Here is a 16,861-nt window from a genome sequence, read left to right as displayed (position 1 = left end):
TTCAGCCTCTGGGCCGCACAAGCAACGCAGCCAGGAAAGAAAATACGATCGCTGAGGATATGCCCGCGCTCGTAATGTTGAAGATCCCCGTCACGATGCCGATCCAGCCTACCTGCTCCAGCTCGATCAGCGCGCCGTGCACCAGCGAGTTGCCGAAGCTGGTAATCGGCACGGACGCGCCCGCTCCGGCGAATTTCACGAGCGGGTCGTAAATGCCTACCGCGTCTGCTATCGCCCCGGCGACGACGAGCGTGCTCATCGTATGCGCAGGGGTCAGCTTGGCCACATCGAAGAGCAGCTGACCCACTACGCAGATCAGTCCTCCGACGATAAACGCCCATACAAAAATCATGCTTGCTCACCTCCGCTCTCAAACGCAACGGCATGCGCGATGCAGGGGATACTCTCGCCCTGCTGGTAAGTCAATGGAGAGAGCAGCGCTCCTGTGGCGACGACAAGGACCCGCTTCAGCTGTCCTTTTTTCATGCGCTTCAAGATATGTCCATAGGTGACGGTCGCCGAACAACCGCAGCCGCTGCCTCCCGCGATGACATATTTCTGCGTCTCCCGGTCGTAGATCAGCAGGCCGCAGTCGGTAAATTCCGTCTGCTCCATCGGAATGCCTTCCTTGGCGAGGAGTTCCTGGGCGATGGGCAGACCGACCGATGCAAGGTCGCCGGTCACAATCATGTCGTAATAGCCCGGAGACAACCCCGTATCGCGAAAATGCGCCGTGATCGTATCCGCGGCTGCGGGCGCCATCGCAGAGCCCATATTAAAAGGGTCCTTGATGTCAAAATCCATGATTTTTCCGATGGTTGCGTAAGTAATGAACGGCCCGGTTTGCGTTCCGTCGTTCTTCCCGACAATCGCGCAGCCTGAGCCGGTAACGGTATACTGCGCGGTCGGCGGTTTCTGCGAACCGTATTCGGTAGGATAACGGAACTGCTTCTCCACCGTACAGTTATGGCTGGCCGTTCCGGCAAGCGCATATTTGGCTCCTCCGGAATCGACGATCATGGACGCGATCGCCAGGCTTTCCATGGAGGTGGAGCAGGCGCCGAACACGCCGAGGTACGGTGTGCCCAGCTTTTTGGCGGCGAAGGAAGCGCTGATAATCTGGTTCATCAAATCGCCGCCCACAAAAAATCCGAGCTGCTCCTGCTTGAGCCCCGCATTAATCAGCGCCAATCGAACCGCCTTTTCGAACAGCCGCCGTTCCGCCTTTTCCCAAGTGCTTTCGTCCATCTTCAGGCTGTCGTACACGAAGTCAAAATCAGAAGCGAGCGGCCCTTCGCCCTCTTCCGGTCCCACCACCGCTGAAGCGCCAATAATGGCGGGCCGGGATGTGAACTCCCACGTCTGCTTGCCCAGCTGCTTCATATATGCCCTCCTCCATGGCCCAAGAAGATGTAGACGATGCCGATAATGAAGGCCGCGACGACTCCGAAGACAATGACCGAGCCCGCGATCTTGAACATGTTGGTCGCCATACCAAGCACAATTCCTTCAGAGCGGTACTCGAGCGCCGCCGAGCACATGCTGTTGGCAAAGCCGGTAACGGGAACGGCCGTGCCCGCGCCGCACCACTGCGCCAGCTTGTCATACACGCCGAAGCACGTAAGAATGACGGAACTCAGAATCAGCACCGCGACAGTCGGGCTGGCAGCCTCCCGGGGATTCATATCAAAGTTGGCCATAAAAAATTGCTGAATGGCCTGTCCGATCAAGCAGATCAGCCCGCCGGACACGAAAGCGCGCAGACAGTTTTTCAGTACGGGCCGGGATGGCTCGTGCTTTTTGGCCATTTGCTTATAAGCCTGCGGAGTCAGGGAATCAAGCTGCAGCTTGACCCCTGAACGTTTGGTTTTTGCCGGCAATGAAGGCACCTCCTGTAGAATTGCGAAGCTTCGCTTTCGCCTGCACACCGCAGTCAGACCACAAGCCGTCTTCGCATCGAAGATTTTCCTTTATTGTTCGCAGGCCGGCCTCTCCTTATGACACGCAAGGCTCAGGAAAAATACAGCAGCACCACGACCAGCAGCAGAAACAGTACTAAAATGAGCATGGCTTCGTGCCGGGTTCCGGATATCATCATTCCCTCTTTCGCTCCCTTTCGGAACTTTAGCCTTCTTTTGTCCCTGCGAGCATTTTATTCTCCGCCTTTCCGCTGGGTGTCGTTTCCGTGTTTCCGAAATGCGTATTTCGCAGCGTCTTCTTGCAATGGACAATCCGACCCCCCAAGTTCATACTAGACGTACGATAGCAAAGGAGAGATTGCCCGATGAATCAGGAAACCCTCGATATGTTCAAAATACTCACCGAATTCCCTTCCGCCCCGGGCTTTGAACGCGAGCTGCGCAAGCTTGTAAAAGAAGCCATGGCGCCTTATACGGACGAATTCGTTCATGACCGACTGGGCAGCCTGTTCGGTGTGCTTCGCGGCGACGCGAACGGACCGAAAATTATGGTAGCCGGCCATTTTGACGAAGTCGGCTTTATGGTCACCGGCATAACCGATAACGGAATGATCCGGTTCCAGCCTCTCGGCGGTTGGGTAGCCTCCGCAGTATCTTCGCAGCGTCTGCAGATCATTACGCCCAAAGGTACGATTACAGGAATTGTCGGCGGTACGCCCATTCATCTGCTCAGCCCGGAAGAGCGTACAAAGGCCGGCGATATCAAAAAGATGTTCATCGATATCGGGGCGGAAAGCCGCGAGGAAGCGATGGAATTCGGTGTAGCTTCCGGCCAGCAAATCGTGCCGATTTGTCCCTTCACTCCGCTTGCCAATCCGAAAAAAATATTGGCCAAAGCCTGGGACAACCGCTACGGCGTAGGACTCGCCATCGAGTTGGTGAAGGCGCTCAGCGGCAAGAAACTGCCGAACACGGTCTTTGCCGGCGCTACCGTCCAGGAAGAAGTAGGCCTCCGGGGAGCCCGAACGTCGGCGAACCTGATTCAGCCCGATATATTCTTCGGGCTGGATGCAAGCGCCGCCGGGGATATGACCGGCGACCGGCAGGCCTTCGGGCGGCTTGGCGACGGCGCGCTGCTGCGCATCCTTGATCCGACGATGGTCACCCACCGCGGCCTGCTGGAGTACGTGCAGGATACGGCGGATACGCACCGGATCAAGTATCAGTATTTTGTCTCCCAGGGAGGGACGGATGCGGGCGAGGTCCATTTGAACGGAATCGGCGTCCCCTCCGCCGTGATCGGCATCTGTTCCCGCTATATTCATACCCCGGCCTCCATTGTCCATACCGACGATATCGACGCTGCCAAAGAGCTGCTTATCAAGCTGGTGGAAGGACTTGACCGGACGACCCTGCAGACCATTATTGAGCGGAGCTGAAATGCCGGCAGCTTAAGATTGGCCGGATCAAGAAGAAACGCCTGACGGCCCGGCTTATAAATTCTTATATTTGAACGGAAAGCCCGCGCCGGACCTTTACGGTTTGGCGCGGGCTTCTTTATATGCTTGCACATCGTGAAATTTATCGGACGAAAATTAGAGGAATAATCCACATGAAACTTTATTATGAATTTTTCATATAATGAAATTAGCACATATCAGGCTGTAAAATTGCCAAGTTTGCGCCCGATGCGGGTCCTTGCCGTCTATTTCGCAAGCTACGCCCGTTTCAATGCGTCACGCTTTAATGCGTGAACCGGACTTAAATCGTTGTAATGCTTCAGAACCGCTTTGTGAATCTCATGGCCTGCCGGGATGCCCGTATACAGGGTAATCGTCGCCTCCAGCCCGGCTTCGGCTATGGTTGCCTGAAGCTCCGCGGCTTCAGGATCTTCCTTCACATCGAACAGCAGCGCTCCCGCCATCGACCTTGCCAGCGCCGTGAAGCTTAGATCCCGCTCATAAGCCTGCATGGCTGGAGATACGAGGCGGTCGCCCGGAGACAGCTTGCGGATCGGCGATCGTCCGACCCTGGACACTTCATCCGTGAGCGCCGGATTGCGGAAGCGCTCGAGATTTTTGCCGATATACTTGCTGTGCTCTTTCGGGTCCAGACCATGCTTGTGTACCAACACGGCTCCCGTCTCCTCCAGCACTTCGCGAACCTTGGCAGTAAGCTCTTCGTCCTCCATCGCCTGCTGAATCGTATCGTAGCCCCGAAGATAACCGAGATAGGCGGCCGAGCAGTGCCCCGTGTTCACCGTGAACAGCTTGCGCTCGATGTAAGGCTCGAGATTATCGACGTACAATGCACCTTCCACCTTTTTATACCCCGGAATCATTTGCGAAGCATCGACCACCCATTCATAGAACGGCTCCACGACAACCTTCAGAATATCCTCATGCTGCTGAAGCGGAACTATCCGATCCACCGCGGCGTTTGGAAAAGCGATCAGGGTATCGGCCTTTTTCCGCGTCTCTTCGTCCAGCTTGGCGTAGACCAGCTCTTTAAGCTGCGCGCTGCCGCCGATCGCATTCTCACAGGCAATGATATGGAGCGGCTCGGTTGAACCGCCTGATAAACGCTGCGACACGCCTTCTGCAATGACGTCCGCTATATGCTTCAGAATAGAAACACCAACTGCCGTTGTTATAAGATGTGAATTGGCGACGGCAGCCGCCACCTCCTCTCTCTGAAGGGCGCTGCTGAGCGCAGTTACGCCTCTCACCGTCACCGTCTCCCGGCCTTCGCTGGCGAGGGTAACCGTATATTCGCCGCGCTCCTGCAGCTCGCGTACCACTCGTTCGTTGACATCCACAAAGGTCACTTCATAGCCCGATTGCGACAGCAGCAGCCCGATGAACCCTCTTCCGATATTGCCCGCTCCAAAATGAACAGCTTTCATTGCTGAGTGACACCTCCTTCAAAAATCCCGATGATGTCGGCCGCACTTTCGGCATTCATCACCCGCTCAATCGCGTCGTCTTCCGTGAAGATCATCGCCACATTGGTGAGAATCTCCATATGATCGTCACCAGCGGCCGCAATGCCGATCACCACGAACGCAGGCTCGTCGCCCCCAAAGTCCACGCCTTCCGGAAAGCGGGCAACGGACAACCCCGTGGATTTGATATACGGCTTAGCGTCCTTCGTGCCGTGGGGAATGGCGAGTCCGCCTCCCATGTAAGTGGATACGACCTGCTCCCGCTCCAGCATCTTCGGCACATACTCCTCCGTCACATGGTGCCCTTCAACCAGAAGATGGCCGGCGATCGCAATCGCTTCATATTTGTCTTTGGCGGCGGCGTTCATCACAATTTTATCTTCTGACAGTATGCTCATAGGTTTCTTCTCCCTCTTTCACCTTTTATTTTCGAAAAAATGCAGCAGCCCGGCGGACAGGCACGTTCTGATCTCGGACTCTGTCCCCTTCTCCAGCAAATGCACCAGCTCCGTATCGAGCAGCATGGCGCTGATCTCGCTAAGCACTTCCAGGCTTTCCTTCGGCAGGGTGCGCGGGGCCAGCATCAGCAGAATCGTTCCGACTTCGGTATTGCCATTAAGGATAAGCGGCTCTTTCAGCCGGTATGCGGTTAAAGAAGACTTCAACACATTGCTGCTTCGGGTATGGAACAGCGCCAGCCCTGTATCGGGAATGACCTGGCTGGCCATCTTTTCCCGCTCCAGCAGCTTCTCCACCAGAATTTCCGGAGCGTCTGTGACGCCGCTGCCGCGAAGCTTATCCAGCATTTGGCGGATTGTGTCCGGCAAATCCGTCCCGTCATTATCAAGCGGGCAGCAGCGGAAACTTTCGAGCAATCCTTCAATTTCATTAAGCAGCCCTCTGTAGCTTCTGATTCGGTCTTCGGCGGCTTCGGCCGCCGTCAATTGGTCCTGTTCGGGAAGAGCCCCGCTGTCTTCTTCCCGCTGCGTCATGTTATGGATGAAGCGCATCAGCTTGTCGATCTCTTCCGCCGTCAGCAGCGGGCTTATCTTGATATATTTATCCTTCTCCAGCGGAAGGTCGATCGTGGAAATTATCAGATCATAATCTTCCTTATGCATCCGGGCCGCCTCGTACCAGGAGGCATTGCCCCGTATTTCGAGCTGCGGCATTTCCTTCCTCAGGCGCTCCCCCAGCAGCCGGGAAGAACTGAGGCCGCTTGTGCAGACGAGAATCGCCCGTACCTTGCGGCTTAACTGGTTTAGCCGCTCCGCCGAGGCGCCGAAGTGCATGACCAGAAAGGCAATCTCCTCATCGGGAACGGGGAAATCGAGCCCCAGCTCTTCCACCGAATCACGGATGATGCGGAATAAATAGTGATAGTCCTTGCGGATCGGACCCAGCAGCGGATTGCGGATTCGGGTTCCTTCACGGATTCTCCTCATGGCCAGCTCGATATGCTCCAGCAGGCCTTCCCTCAGGATTCGGTCGCCCTGGAACGGAATCCCGGTCCTTTGGACGGCCTGTTCCGTCAGGCGGTACACGGTATCCATCAGTGCGATATCCCCGTATACGAAATCCGCCGAAGAAATCGATTCCTGCGCCCGGTCCAGCAAGCAAGCGATGTATAAGATCTCCGTCTTCGGGAGCTTCAGCTCCAGCTTTTCCTCCAGCCGGTTAACGAATTGCTCCGAACCGGAAATGTTCCGGTATCCGGACTTCCGAAGGGAGGACGCCTCCTCGGGGCTGCGGAGCACCATTCCGATTTCCCCTCGCCTTACGCAGACGGACAGGCCGAGCAGCAGCTCCATGTAGACATTTTCCGTCAGTTCCGATGTCCAACTCCACTCCATGTCCCACAGGAGACTTTCAACGGCAAGCAGCCGGATTTGGCCAATAGCTGAGAGCAGCTTCCGAAAGACGATGTGACCTCCCGTACGAGGGACGCGGCTGACCAGATCGGACTGATCCAGATGCTCTGCCGCCAGCCTGCACAGCGCGCGCCTCATGTCGGCTTCACTGCCGGTGATTTCAACGCCGTAGCCTCTCCTTCGAACGAGCTGAAGCCCAAATTTGCGAAGCCATGGCTCCAGTTCATCCAGATCGTTGCTGACGGTGGCCACCGTCACTTTCAAGGTGTGCGACAGAGCGAACAGCTTCAAAGGCTCCTTTGCCTCCAGCAGCGAGCACAGCTCGAATATTTGGCGTTCTTCGCCGGAAAATGCCTCCGGTTTCTCTTCCTGCAAAAAGATCCGAAGCCGCTCCAATTCCTTTTCCGCTCCATTCACCTGAATGCCTTTTCCGGATTTTCGGCTCAGGGCCAGTCCGAAATCATGCAGAATCTGCTCGGTATCCTCCATTTCCCGGTGAACGGTCCGCACGCTGACCCCGATATTTCCGGCAATTTCCGCAGCCGTTATTTCCTCGCTGCTGTCCAGCAGAAGCATAATCATCTGTCGCTGTCTGGCGGTCATCTTACTTTTCATGGAGACCCTCACTTATTTCAAACGTTCAACCAGCTCGTCATATTTCGGACTCTTGAGGAAATTGTCGATCGAAACATGCTCGGCGGAAGGATTGCTTGCAATGGCCCGGTCGGTTAATGTCTTCTGGGTAACGACGATGTCGGCGTCCGCCGGAATTTCACTGACCGGAGCGTTCACCACCGTGATGTTGATACCCGCGTTTTGCAGTTTTTTTCTCAGGACGGAAGCGCCCATGGCGCTGGAGCCCATCCCTGCGTCGCAAGCGAATACAATTTTCTGTACTTCGCCTTTGCTGCGTACATTCACGGCCGCAGTGGAAGCGGCTGCCGTTTGAGCGGCTGTGCCCGCCGTCTTCATGTCCCGGATCTTGGCCGAGGCTTCTTCAAGGCTATTTTCTTCTTCGCTCTGCTTGACGGTCTTGAGCAGAATGGAAGCGATGACGAAGGATACGGCCGCAGCGGCGATAACCCCTGCGAACACCGGCAGATACCCGCCTTTAGGCGTCATTGCGATGTAAGCGAAGATGCTGCCCGGGGAAGGCGGAGCAGACAAGCCGGCGCCCAGCAGTTGGAAGGTGAAAGTGCCTGTTACGCCGCCGCCGATAACCGCCAGAATGAGACGCGGATTCATCAGAATGTACGGGAAGTAAATTTCGTGAATGCCGCCCAGGAAGTGAATGATAATCGCGCCGGGAGCCGATGATTTCGCCGAGCCTTTACCTGCCAGCCAGTATGCAAGCAGAATGCCGAGACCGGGACCCGGATTGGATTCGAGCATGAACAGGATGGATTTGCCTGCTTTGGCGGCCTGTTCAACGGCGATGGGACTCAGGATGCCGTGATTGATCGCATTGTTCAGGAACAGCACTTTAGCCGGCTCGATGATAATGTTGACCAGCGGGAGCAGATGGTGGTTAACCAGAAATTGAACGCCGCTTGACAGGATGCTCGTCAGGCCTTGAATTACCGGTCCGATACCAGTGTACGCGCCGAGCGCAAGGGCGCCGCCGATGATACCGAGCGAGAAGTTGTTGACGAGCATTTCAAAGCCCGCTTTGATCTTGCCGTCGACTGCGCGGTCGAATACTTTCAGTACCCAGCCGGCCAGCGGACCTACAAGCATGGCGCCGAGGAACATCGGGATGTCCGAGCCGATAATGACGCCCATGGTGACCACAGCACCGATAACGCCGCCGCGCTTGCCGTTAACCATCGATCCGCCCGTGTAGCCGATCAGAAGTGGCAGCAGATAGGTGATGATCGGGCCAACCAGTTTGGCGAGATGCTCGTTAGGCGCCCAGCCTGTCGGAATGAATAAAGCGGTAATCAAGCCCCAAGCGATAAATGCGCCGATGTTCGGCATAACCATTCCGCTTAAAAGGCGGCCGAATTGCTGCACCCGCACCCGAACGCCGCCGGATGACACTTGCTTCGTTGCCAATGTGGCCATGTATATTGCCCCCTTGAATTAATAGAATGTAAAGCCTTTCAACAAGCTTGAAGGAATGTTATTTCCTATGGATTCATCATAAATCGAAGCGCTTTCTTTGTCACCAAATTGAAAACATGGTTTCGTCATGAACGTTGTTGACAACATTTAAGAGCTGTCGCATGAAAGGGATAACGGTTGACATCCCTATAAGGCCTACTTATACTATTAGCAACTTAAAAGTTGTTCGTATAACCCCGATAATCGGTTCGGGGGCTCTACTGGGGTCCGTAAAATCCTAACTACGAACGCAATATTCTTCTTATATTGCGCTCGTAGTTAGGATTTTTTGCATTTTTCATTTTTAGGGGAGGTTTTAGTATGAGGACACTGCTGATCAAGAATGCCCGCAACATTATCACTATGGACACGGAGCGACGCTGCTACCCGGGAGGGAGCCTGTTCATCGAAGGCCAGGAGATCAAAGCCATCGGAACGGACATTCCTTATGAAGACGCGGACACGGTCATTGACGCCACGGGAAAGATCGTCTATCCCGGGCTGATCAACACCCATCATCATTTATATCAGACCTTCACCCGGAACATCCCGCAGGCCCAGGACTGCGAGCTGTTCGACTGGCTGGTGACACTGTATGAGATTTGGCGCCACATGCGGCCCGAGGATGTATACTTAAGCGCGATGGTAGGCCTCGGCGAACTGCTCAAGACCGGCTGTACGACCGCTTCCGATCATTTTTACTGTTTCCCAAATGCCGTCAGCGGAGAGCTGATCGACGAAGAAATCCGTGCCGCCGGAGAGCTCGGCATCCGTTTTTACCCGACGCGCGGCTCCATGAACCTCGGAAGGTCGCAAGGCGGGCTTCCGCCGGATGAGGTGACACAGCCGGCCGACGTCATTCTTAGAGACACTCGCCGGGTCATTGAAACCTACCACGACGCCTCCAAATTTGCGATGGTTCGCGTCGGCGTCGCACCCTGCTCGCCTTTCTCGGTGTCCGAGGATCTCTTACGGGAATCCGCCCGCCTGGCGCGCAGCTACGGCGTCCGGATGCATACCCACCTGGCCGAGACGAAGGATGAGGAGGATTTCTGCTTGGCGAAGCTCGGGCTCCGGCCGCTCGAATACATGGAGAAGACGGGCTGGATCGGCCGTGATGTGTGGTACGCGCACGGCATCCATTTCAGCGGCGAAGAAATCCGCCGGATGGGCGCCTGCGGCTGCGGCGTCGCCCATTGTCCGAGCAGCAACATGAAGCTGTCTTCGGGGGTATTTCCTATCCGAAGCATGCTGCAAGCGGGAGTTCATGTCGGACTCGGCGTGGACGGCTCGGCATCCAATGACGCGTCCAATCTGCTCGGGGAAGCGCGTCAAGCCTACCTGCTGCACAAGCTGACCGCAGGAAGCGCGGGCCCGACGGCCGAAGAAAGCTTATGGCTCGGCACGGTCGGATCGTCGAGAGTGCTCGGCTGGGAGGACGCGATCGGCTCGCTCGAGGTCGGCAAAGCGGGCGACCTGTTCATGATCGACTCTCGCAGGCTGGAATATGCCGGCGCTTTGTTCAACGACACGGCCCTTCCGGTCGTGACGGGCATCAGCCAGAACGTGGATATGACCGTCGTTGGCGGACGGATTGTCGTGAAAGACGGACGGCTCGTTCATGTCGAGGAAGAACGGATTGCTGAGGCCGCGGGGGCCGCGGCTCTTCGGATGGTCCAGGCGGCATCGGGACGGACCGGCGTCAATTATCTCAGGCATCGCGGACGGGTTTGATACGCGCCAAAAAGAAATGCCCCGAAGGCCACCATCAAATGGCTTGTTCGGGGCATTGTTCGAATCTGCTGACGTTTGACTTCTGCTGCGTTCCGCTATGCCTGAATCAGGTTCGCCGGCGTCTCGCCTTTAAGCCCGGCCACCAGATTTCTTGCAGCTGTCCAGGCCATCTCCAGCCGGGTCTCCTGTGTAGCCGAGCCGATATGCGGCAGCAGAACCGCATTATCCAGCGCCGTCAGCGGATGATGTTCCGGAAGCGGCTCCTGCACGTACACATCCAGGCCTGCCGCCCGGATAGTCCCGCTGCGCAGCGCCTCGACCAGCGCCTCTTCGTCGACGGTCGCTCCTCTTGATCCGTTGATGAAGATGGCGGTCTTCTTCATTAGCTTGAACTCGCGCTCGCTGATCATCCCCCGGGTCTCCGGCGTCAGCGGCGTCATGAGACACACAAAATCCGCCTCCGCGAGCAGCTCGTCGAGGGTGCGGTAAACCGCGCCATAGTGCTCTTCCAGCTTCGGATTGCGGGAACGGTTATGGTAAATCACATCCATATCGAACCCGAACCGGGCGCGCTGAACGATTTTTTCGCCGATACCGCCAAGTCCGATAATGCCGAGCGTCTTATGATGCACGTCGATCCCAAATATGTCTTGATCTCTCGATTCCTTCCACTGTCCGTTCCGGACGTACCGGTCCAGCTCCGGCATACGGCGCGCCGTGGCCACGAGCAGACCGAAGATTGTATCAGCCACCGTGTCGTTCAGAACTCCGGGTGTATTGGTCGCCATAATGCCGCGGCTGCTCAATTCCGGAATATTCAAATTATCGTAGCCGACCGAAACATTGCTCACGATCCTCAGACGAGGGGCGCGGTCCAGAAATGCCGCATCCACCTTCAGTCCGGACCCGAGCAGTCCCTCCGATTCCTTCAGTGCTTCCATAAAAGGGGAACCGGACGTGTTGTCCGGGGCATCAAAGCTGGAGACTTCGCAGTGCTCCTTGACGTAATCCACTACTTCTTCAGGCAGTTTGCTGTATACTAGCGCTTTAGGTTTCATCCATTCATTCCTCCGTATTAGATTATATCCAGCGGCATCTTCCGCTTCGGTTCGGGAAACGCCCGATCAAGCTGCCGCAATTCCTCCTCGCTCAGGTCGATTAAAGCCGCCGCCGCGTTCTGAAGCACATGCTCCCGGGATGAAGCTTTCGGAATCGCAATAACCCCTTCTTCACGGATGCACCAGGCAAGAATAACCTGCAAGGGAGTGGCGCCATGCGCCTCGGCAACCGCCTTCACCGCTTCATTCTGAACCAGTCCCCTTCGCAGCGCCCCTGCCTGGGCAAGCGGTGAATACGCCATAATCGGCATTTGCCGCTTACGCTGCCAGGGGAGCAGATCGAACTCAATTCCGCGCGATCCCAAATGGTACAGCACCTGATTCGTTGCGCAGTGCGTTCCCCGGGCCAGCCGCAGCAGCTCCTCCATATCGTCCGTATCGAAATTGGATACGCCCCATCTGGCGATTTTCCCCTGCTGCACCAGCCGCTCCATGCCCTCTACCGTTTCTTCCAGCGGAACACTGCCGCGCCAGTGCAGCAGATAAAGGTCCAGATGATCTGTCCCCAGGCGCTTTAGGCTGTTCTCGCAGCTCCTCTCGATCCGCCCCAGTCCTGCGTTATGCGGGTACACCTTGGAGACGAGAAAAACCTTGTCACGCAGCCCCTTCACTGCTTCACCCACCACCGTTTCGGAGCGTCCTTCCCCATACATCTCCGCGGTGTCGATCAGGTTCATCCCGAGCTCTACGCCAAGCTTGAGCGCCTCCACCTCTTCCTTCCGGCGGGAAGCATCCTCTCCGATATTCCAGGTTCCCTGACCGATTCGGGGCACGCCGGTTCCATCCCGCAGCGCAATCCGGCTCCGGGCATTGGCCTGCTCAATTTCGGATCTGCTTGCTTCATGGACGAATTTGTTCATCGGTAAGCTCCTTCCGGCTTAATGATAGTTTCCCGATAAATGCTGCTCCGTTTCAGACAATATTTTGGTGAGCAGAACGATCTGCCCGGTATGATAGCCATAATGCGCCGATATCCTCAGCAGCAGAGTACGAATGCTCCTGACGTCCCTCGCGTCTTCTTCAGAAGTCTGACTGCCTTTCATCCGCTTCCAGTCCCCCGGATCGTAAGGGACCGCAACCTCACGGTTCAAATCCTCATCCGTTAATGAGGAGAGAACCGCTTCGGATTGACTTCTCACTTCTTTGAGCTTGGCAATGAGCTCGTCCCGTGAGAAGCCGCCCTCTGCGGTAAATTCGCTGGATCGCTCCCGAATAAGCGGTCTGCCGCCAATAGCGGTTACGAAATTCTGGTATTCGTTGCCCGCCAGATGCAAGCAGTAATTGCCGATGCTGTTCATACCCGGATTGATTTTTGTCCACGTTTGTTCATCCGACAAGAGCAGCAGGCTTTTTTCGATAATATTCAGCTGACCGTTCATATACTCCAGTGCGTCTTTGACCAGTTCGATCATTATCATCCCTCCGGCTTCGTATGGACTAAAACAAGCATACCATATTTTCCCGAAGGGCCGTCAAACGGGCGAAAGCCCCCAATTATTAGAAGAAGGTTTGAGGCTTTCGGTCTCCCTTCATGACTGGTATAATTTAGTTATTTCAATCGGTTAGGAGAGAATGCCTTTCATGAGCATCGGCCTCATATTTGTTATTGTTCTGGCTTATTTGCTGGTAAGCGGCATCATCCGAAGAGACGGATATGGCAAGCCTGCCCGTAAAACCCGAAAAGATACCGGCTACGATTCCTCCCTGATCATGCTGTCGAACCCTGAGCTGACCGGCGGCTCCAATAGCGATACCCGATCCCATGGGAAGAATCATCATAATGGAGGAGGTTCCGATTGCGACGGCGGAGGCCGGCATCCGGGACATCACGGCGGCTCGCATGATTTCGGCGGCTTTGACGGCCATTCCCACGGCGGACACAGCTCCGGGGGAGACGCCGGAGGCGGAGGAGACTGCGGAGGAGGAGGAGGAGACTAAAGCTCTCCATGCCGAACCAGACAAATAAGCGGCTTGTTTCACAATGAAACATAGCCGCTTTTTTCAAATATTACCTCTTGCCTTTTATCTGCTGCAGGAAATATATCGTTTTGTCATATTGTCTTTGTAAATAAGCCTCCACTTCATCCAGGGACATATTCCTGTATCCGCCTTTTTCTGCAAAGCGGAAGAAGCTGTGAGGAAAGGCTAAATCGATATACATAAGTTCCAGCTGGCTGTCATGCAGCGGATTTTCCCGGAGATAAGACTTCAGAAGGTGGTCAAACCAGACCGGGTCCCAGCCCCTTCGCCGGTTCATTATGCCTTGCAGAAATCGTGCTATATCCTTGGAGGGATAATCATATCTTATGAATTCAAAGTCGATCACATAAAGACTTGATCCCACCGTCAGGACATTGTCGCTATGAAAGTCGCCGTGGCACAAGAAATGCTTTTGAAGAGGGGCATCGATCCAGCTTTTGAAAAAGGCATGGCGCTCAAGCCGTTCAACCAACTCCCGACCTGCTTCCAGGAAAAAATCCATAAAGGACAGGATTAGCTTTTTTTTGGTGGCCCTTGAGTTGTGATACCAGCTTGCCCAATGCTTCAATGAGGAGAGTTCCCTTCGATAAGTACGCAGCCACAGGGTTTCCTCGGATGTGTATGGCCCGTGTTTCGAAAGGAAGCCTAGCGAAGAGGAATGCATGTTGCCCAGAAGGGCTGCCCTGCGGGTCACGGCTTCTATTGTGGTTGGAGGAAACGGAGCCCCCCGCAATTTTTCTTGCAGGACATAACGGTCCCCTTCCCATAGAAAATAAGGCTGGCCTGTGAGAGCAGGAAAAACCTCGGGGATGTGAATTCCACGCCGCCGCAGGAAGTGTTCGGCTTCCAAAATAAACTGAAGACGTTGTTCACTGGTAAATATGCTTTTCAGAACATAATCCCCCTGTGGCGACTTCACGGCGAGGACCAGCGTCCGGCCCGTTTTATGAAGAATTTCAAATTCGGAGAATGCAATGCCATATTGTTCTGAAGCGGCTTGCAGCAGCTGGTGAAACATAAAGAATCACCTCGTCATGCTAAAATGGAAGTCCGTTACTCCAGAGGGCCTTACAAGAAGAAACGGCCTCTTTCGGGTCGGAAGTGGCCGGCTAACTAAATTAGTGGTCGTCGTCGCTAGAAGAAGAGCTGGAACTGGAATCGGAGTCCGAATCACAAGGGCAGTGAGTATCGCACAATACCCACTCAGCATAGGGAATACTGGACCTCTGTCAAGAAAGTGGACACCCTTTAGCTTGCTTTTCTCTTATTGAACCGAGCAGCAAAGCGAATCGGTGACAGGTACCCTAGTGCACCATGGATTCGTTTGCGGTTATAAAAAAACTCAATGTATCGGTAGATCTCATCGTAGGCCTGCTGTTTCGTTCTAAATCGCTTGCAGTAAATGAGCTCCTTTTTCAGGATGCTATGGAAAGATTCCATGCAAGCATTATCGTAGCAGTTTCCTTTGCGGCTCATGCTGGTGATCATACGGTAAGTCTTGAGCTGTTTTCGGTAATCTTCGGACGCGTACTGGCTTCCTCGATCCGAATGGTGGATCAGTCCTTTTTTAGGTCTCTTGGCAAGGTGGGCATCCTTTAGGGCGCCCAGGACGAGATCGGTGTTCATCCGGTCGCTCAGACGCCAGCCTACGATCTCACGGGTGCATAAGTCCAGCACACTGGCTAGATACAGGCGGCCTTCCCGGCATGGAATATACGTAATGTCGGCTACCCATACTTTATTGGGTTTCTCCACGTGAAACTGCTGGTTCAGGAGGTTTGGAGCGATCGGCAAATCATGATTGGAGTCGGTGGTTTGAACCTTGAAGGTACGGCTGACACAGGCACGGAATCCGAGTTCTTGCATGTATAGGCCGACGGTACGTTCGGTGACGGTTTCGCCTTCCTGGCGCAAAAGATGTGCAATCTTGGGCGCACCATAACGCTGCTGTGAATCGTTGAAATGATACGTGATCCGCTTTAACAGCCGCACCTTGCGCCGCACTCGCTCGCTGGGTTTTCGGCTGCGCCAGGTGTAGTAGCCGCTCCGGGAGACACCTAGTGCTTTGCACATCTTCTCCAAAGGGAACTCGGAGCGATGATCTTCCACAAACTGAAATCTCAGTTCTTTGGTTTGCTGAAGATGTGCACTGCTTTTTTTACGATGGCCAGTTCCTCCTCCGCATCGGCAGCACGTTGCTGGCTTTCGTGAAGTTCACGTTCTTTTTCTTTCAGCAGCTGCTCCAGTTCGCGGACTCGATCCAGGCTGGCGATAGGCTCGTTCTTAAACTCGCGGTATTTCGCCTTCCAGGCATACAGGGTCTTCACAGGAATATTCAGCTCCAGAGCGATGTCCTCTACCGACTTCGTTTGCTCCTGCAGGTACTTTACCGTTTGTTTCTTGAACTCTTCGTTATACTGTTTCCGTGGTTCACTCATGTGAACACCTCCTTAGATAACTCTATTATCTTTTTCTCTTAACGAGGTGTCCACTTTTTATACTAGCTCTATACTTGCTTGCGGATCTGTAAGGACTACACCCGGGGCTCCGCCATATCCTTGAAAAAAGGCAGTTTTCTCTGCAGGTAATGCTGATTGGACTCCACCATCCCCGGTGCCCGAAGAACCAACTACGCTAGAAATTTCCAGCAATCCGCAGATGGGCTCACAGCTGTCTTCACAGATTTTAAAATCGCCGGTTGCCGTCAACCGGATAACCGTATCAAATAGTTGATCGTTATCAAACGTTTTTTCAATACGCAGGCACGTCATCGGATCAACCTTGAACGTACCGAGATGAATATCCGTTTCATTCACTTCAAATGTTTGTACGGAATTACCAGTACATGTTCCACCTGCTACTACTACAGGTGGGTTAGGCGAAGGACATAGGCTAAGGGTCACTTGCGCTTGCAGCTTTTTATGAGTCGGATTTTTCAGAGTAACGACAAGTTTGTCGTTTATAGCAGAAGAAGAGGGAGCGTTAAATGGCGCTACATAAACAGGACCTGTAGTTATAGTGACTTGTTTGTGATCCTTATGATCCATTGTCATTATTATAAGCACTCCTTTTATCATATATTGGATGTGTTAATTTATCCTGCTACTATCAAATGCTCTGACCAAGGAAATGCAACGGCTGATATTCTAGTTAATTAACATATAGTGCCTTACAAGAAGAAACGGCCTCTTC

The 16,861-nt window shown here is 54.4% G+C and carries 17 protein-coding genes and 1 riboswitch; of the genes, 3 read left to right on the top strand and 14 right to left on the bottom strand.

All coding sequences use genetic code 11. From position 1 onward, the window contains the following. Window position 1: 1 nt before the first annotated feature. The 3 genes from spoVAE to spoVAC are packed head-to-tail and all read right to left on the bottom strand — an operon-like array spanning window position 2 to window position 1,880. Window positions 2–352 (bottom strand): stage V sporulation protein AE, encoded by a 351-nt coding sequence (gene spoVAE, locus PSAB_RS07595; RefSeq protein WP_025333978.1) that lies wholly within the window; start codon window positions 350–352, stop codon window positions 2–4. After that, window positions 349–1,383, bottom strand: coding sequence for a stage V sporulation protein AD (gene spoVAD / locus PSAB_RS07590; RefSeq protein ID WP_025333977.1), 1,035 nt, complete (start codon window positions 1,381–1,383; stop codon window positions 349–351). The genes spoVAE and spoVAD overlap by 4 nt, the downstream gene beginning before the upstream one ends. Then, window positions 1,380–1,880: a stage V sporulation protein AC gene (gene spoVAC / locus PSAB_RS07585; protein ID WP_025333976.1), complete on the bottom strand. Its 501-nt coding sequence runs from the start codon at window positions 1,878–1,880 to the stop codon at window positions 1,380–1,382. Before spoVAC ends, spoVAD begins: the two co-directional genes overlap by 4 nt. Before the next feature lie 404 nt (window positions 1,881–2,284). On the opposite strand from spoVAC, the gene PSAB_RS07580 reads away from it, so the two are divergent. Then, complete coding sequence (locus PSAB_RS07580; RefSeq protein WP_025333975.1) at window positions 2,285–3,358, top strand: M42 family metallopeptidase; 1,074 nt, start codon at window positions 2,285–2,287, stop codon at window positions 3,356–3,358. A 278-nt stretch (window positions 3,359–3,636) separates the two neighbouring features. On the opposite strand, the gene PSAB_RS07575 is transcribed toward PSAB_RS07580, so the two are convergent. The 4 genes from PSAB_RS07575 to PSAB_RS07560 are packed head-to-tail and all read right to left on the bottom strand — an operon-like array spanning window position 3,637 to window position 8,798. Further along, the gene (locus tag PSAB_RS07575) at window positions 3,637–4,824 is read right to left on the bottom strand and encodes a mannitol-1-phosphate 5-dehydrogenase (RefSeq protein WP_025333974.1); all 1,188 of its coding nucleotides are present in this window, start codon (window positions 4,822–4,824) and stop codon (window positions 3,637–3,639) included. Continuing rightward, window positions 4,821–5,261: a PTS mannitol transporter subunit IIA gene (locus PSAB_RS07570; protein WP_025333973.1), complete on the bottom strand. Its 441-nt coding sequence runs from the start codon at window positions 5,259–5,261 to the stop codon at window positions 4,821–4,823. Before PSAB_RS07570 ends, PSAB_RS07575 begins: the two co-directional genes overlap by 4 nt. An 18-nt stretch (window positions 5,262–5,279) precedes the next feature. Next, entirely contained in the window at window positions 5,280–7,349 is a 2,070-nt protein-coding gene (locus tag PSAB_RS07565) for a BglG family transcription antiterminator (protein WP_051529740.1), read from the bottom strand. Window positions 7,350–7,361: 12 nt separating this feature from the next. Then, entirely contained in the window at window positions 7,362–8,798 is a 1,437-nt protein-coding gene (locus PSAB_RS07560) for a PTS mannitol transporter subunit IIBC (RefSeq protein WP_025333971.1), read from the bottom strand. Between the two features lie 206 nt (window positions 8,799–9,004). Then, window positions 9,005–9,102, top strand: a riboswitch (purine riboswitch). Window positions 9,103–9,158: 56 nt separating this feature from the next. Between PSAB_RS07560 and PSAB_RS07555 the strand changes: the two genes are divergently transcribed. Beyond that, window positions 9,159–10,571, top strand: a complete 1,413-nt coding sequence (locus PSAB_RS07555) for an 8-oxoguanine deaminase (RefSeq protein WP_025333970.1) — start codon at window positions 9,159–9,161, stop codon at window positions 10,569–10,571. A gap of 95 nt (window positions 10,572–10,666) precedes the next feature. On the opposite strand, the gene PSAB_RS07550 is transcribed toward PSAB_RS07555, so the two are convergent. Genes PSAB_RS07550 through PSAB_RS07540 form a run of 3 tightly spaced genes read right to left on the bottom strand, consistent with a single transcriptional unit; the run spans window position 10,667 to window position 13,101 of the window. Then, entirely contained in the window at window positions 10,667–11,629 is a 963-nt protein-coding gene (locus tag PSAB_RS07550; RefSeq protein ID WP_038595666.1) for a 2-hydroxyacid dehydrogenase, read from the bottom strand. Window positions 11,630–11,646: 17 nt separating this feature from the next. Then, window positions 11,647–12,549 (bottom strand): aldo/keto reductase, encoded by a 903-nt coding sequence (locus PSAB_RS07545; RefSeq protein ID WP_025333969.1) that lies wholly within the window; start codon window positions 12,547–12,549, stop codon window positions 11,647–11,649. 18 nt (window positions 12,550–12,567) lie between these two features. Then, complete coding sequence (locus PSAB_RS07540; RefSeq protein ID WP_025333968.1) at window positions 12,568–13,101, bottom strand: DinB family protein; 534 nt, start codon at window positions 13,099–13,101, stop codon at window positions 12,568–12,570. A 169-nt stretch (window positions 13,102–13,270) separates the two neighbouring features. Here PSAB_RS07540 and PSAB_RS07535 point away from each other — a divergent pair, with 169 nt between their 5' ends. Next, window positions 13,271–13,627: a hypothetical protein gene (locus PSAB_RS07535; RefSeq protein WP_025333967.1), complete on the top strand. Its 357-nt coding sequence runs from the start codon at window positions 13,271–13,273 to the stop codon at window positions 13,625–13,627. 70 nt (window positions 13,628–13,697) lie between these two features. Here PSAB_RS07535 and PSAB_RS07530 read toward each other — a convergent pair whose 3' ends face one another. From PSAB_RS07530 to PSAB_RS07515, 4 genes are all read right to left on the bottom strand, one after another. Further along, window positions 13,698–14,687 (bottom strand): CotS family spore coat protein, encoded by a 990-nt coding sequence (locus tag PSAB_RS07530; RefSeq protein WP_025333966.1) that lies wholly within the window; start codon window positions 14,685–14,687, stop codon window positions 13,698–13,700. A gap of 230 nt (window positions 14,688–14,917) precedes the next feature. Then, the gene (locus tag PSAB_RS07525) at window positions 14,918–15,778 is read right to left on the bottom strand and encodes an IS3 family transposase (protein ID WP_264370880.1); all 861 of its coding nucleotides are present in this window, start codon (window positions 15,776–15,778) and stop codon (window positions 14,918–14,920) included. Window positions 15,779–15,789: 11 nt separating this feature from the next. Continuing rightward, window positions 15,790–16,107, bottom strand: a complete 318-nt coding sequence (locus PSAB_RS26100) for a transposase (RefSeq protein WP_025332950.1) — start codon at window positions 16,105–16,107, stop codon at window positions 15,790–15,792. Window positions 16,108–16,164: 57 nt separating this feature from the next. After that, on the bottom strand, window positions 16,165–16,722 hold the full coding sequence (locus PSAB_RS07515) for a hypothetical protein (protein ID WP_025333965.1): 558 nt from the start codon (window positions 16,720–16,722) through the stop codon (window positions 16,165–16,167). Window positions 16,723–16,861: the final 139 nt, after the last annotated feature.

The sequence above is a fragment of the Paenibacillus sabinae T27 genome (genome assembly GCF_000612505.1).
GTDB classification, from domain to species: Bacteria; Bacillota; Bacilli; order Paenibacillales; family Paenibacillaceae; genus Paenibacillus_AQ; species Paenibacillus_AQ sabinae.
The sequence above is the reverse complement of the archived record's forward strand: the minus strand, read 5'-3'. Positions and strand labels throughout refer to the sequence as shown.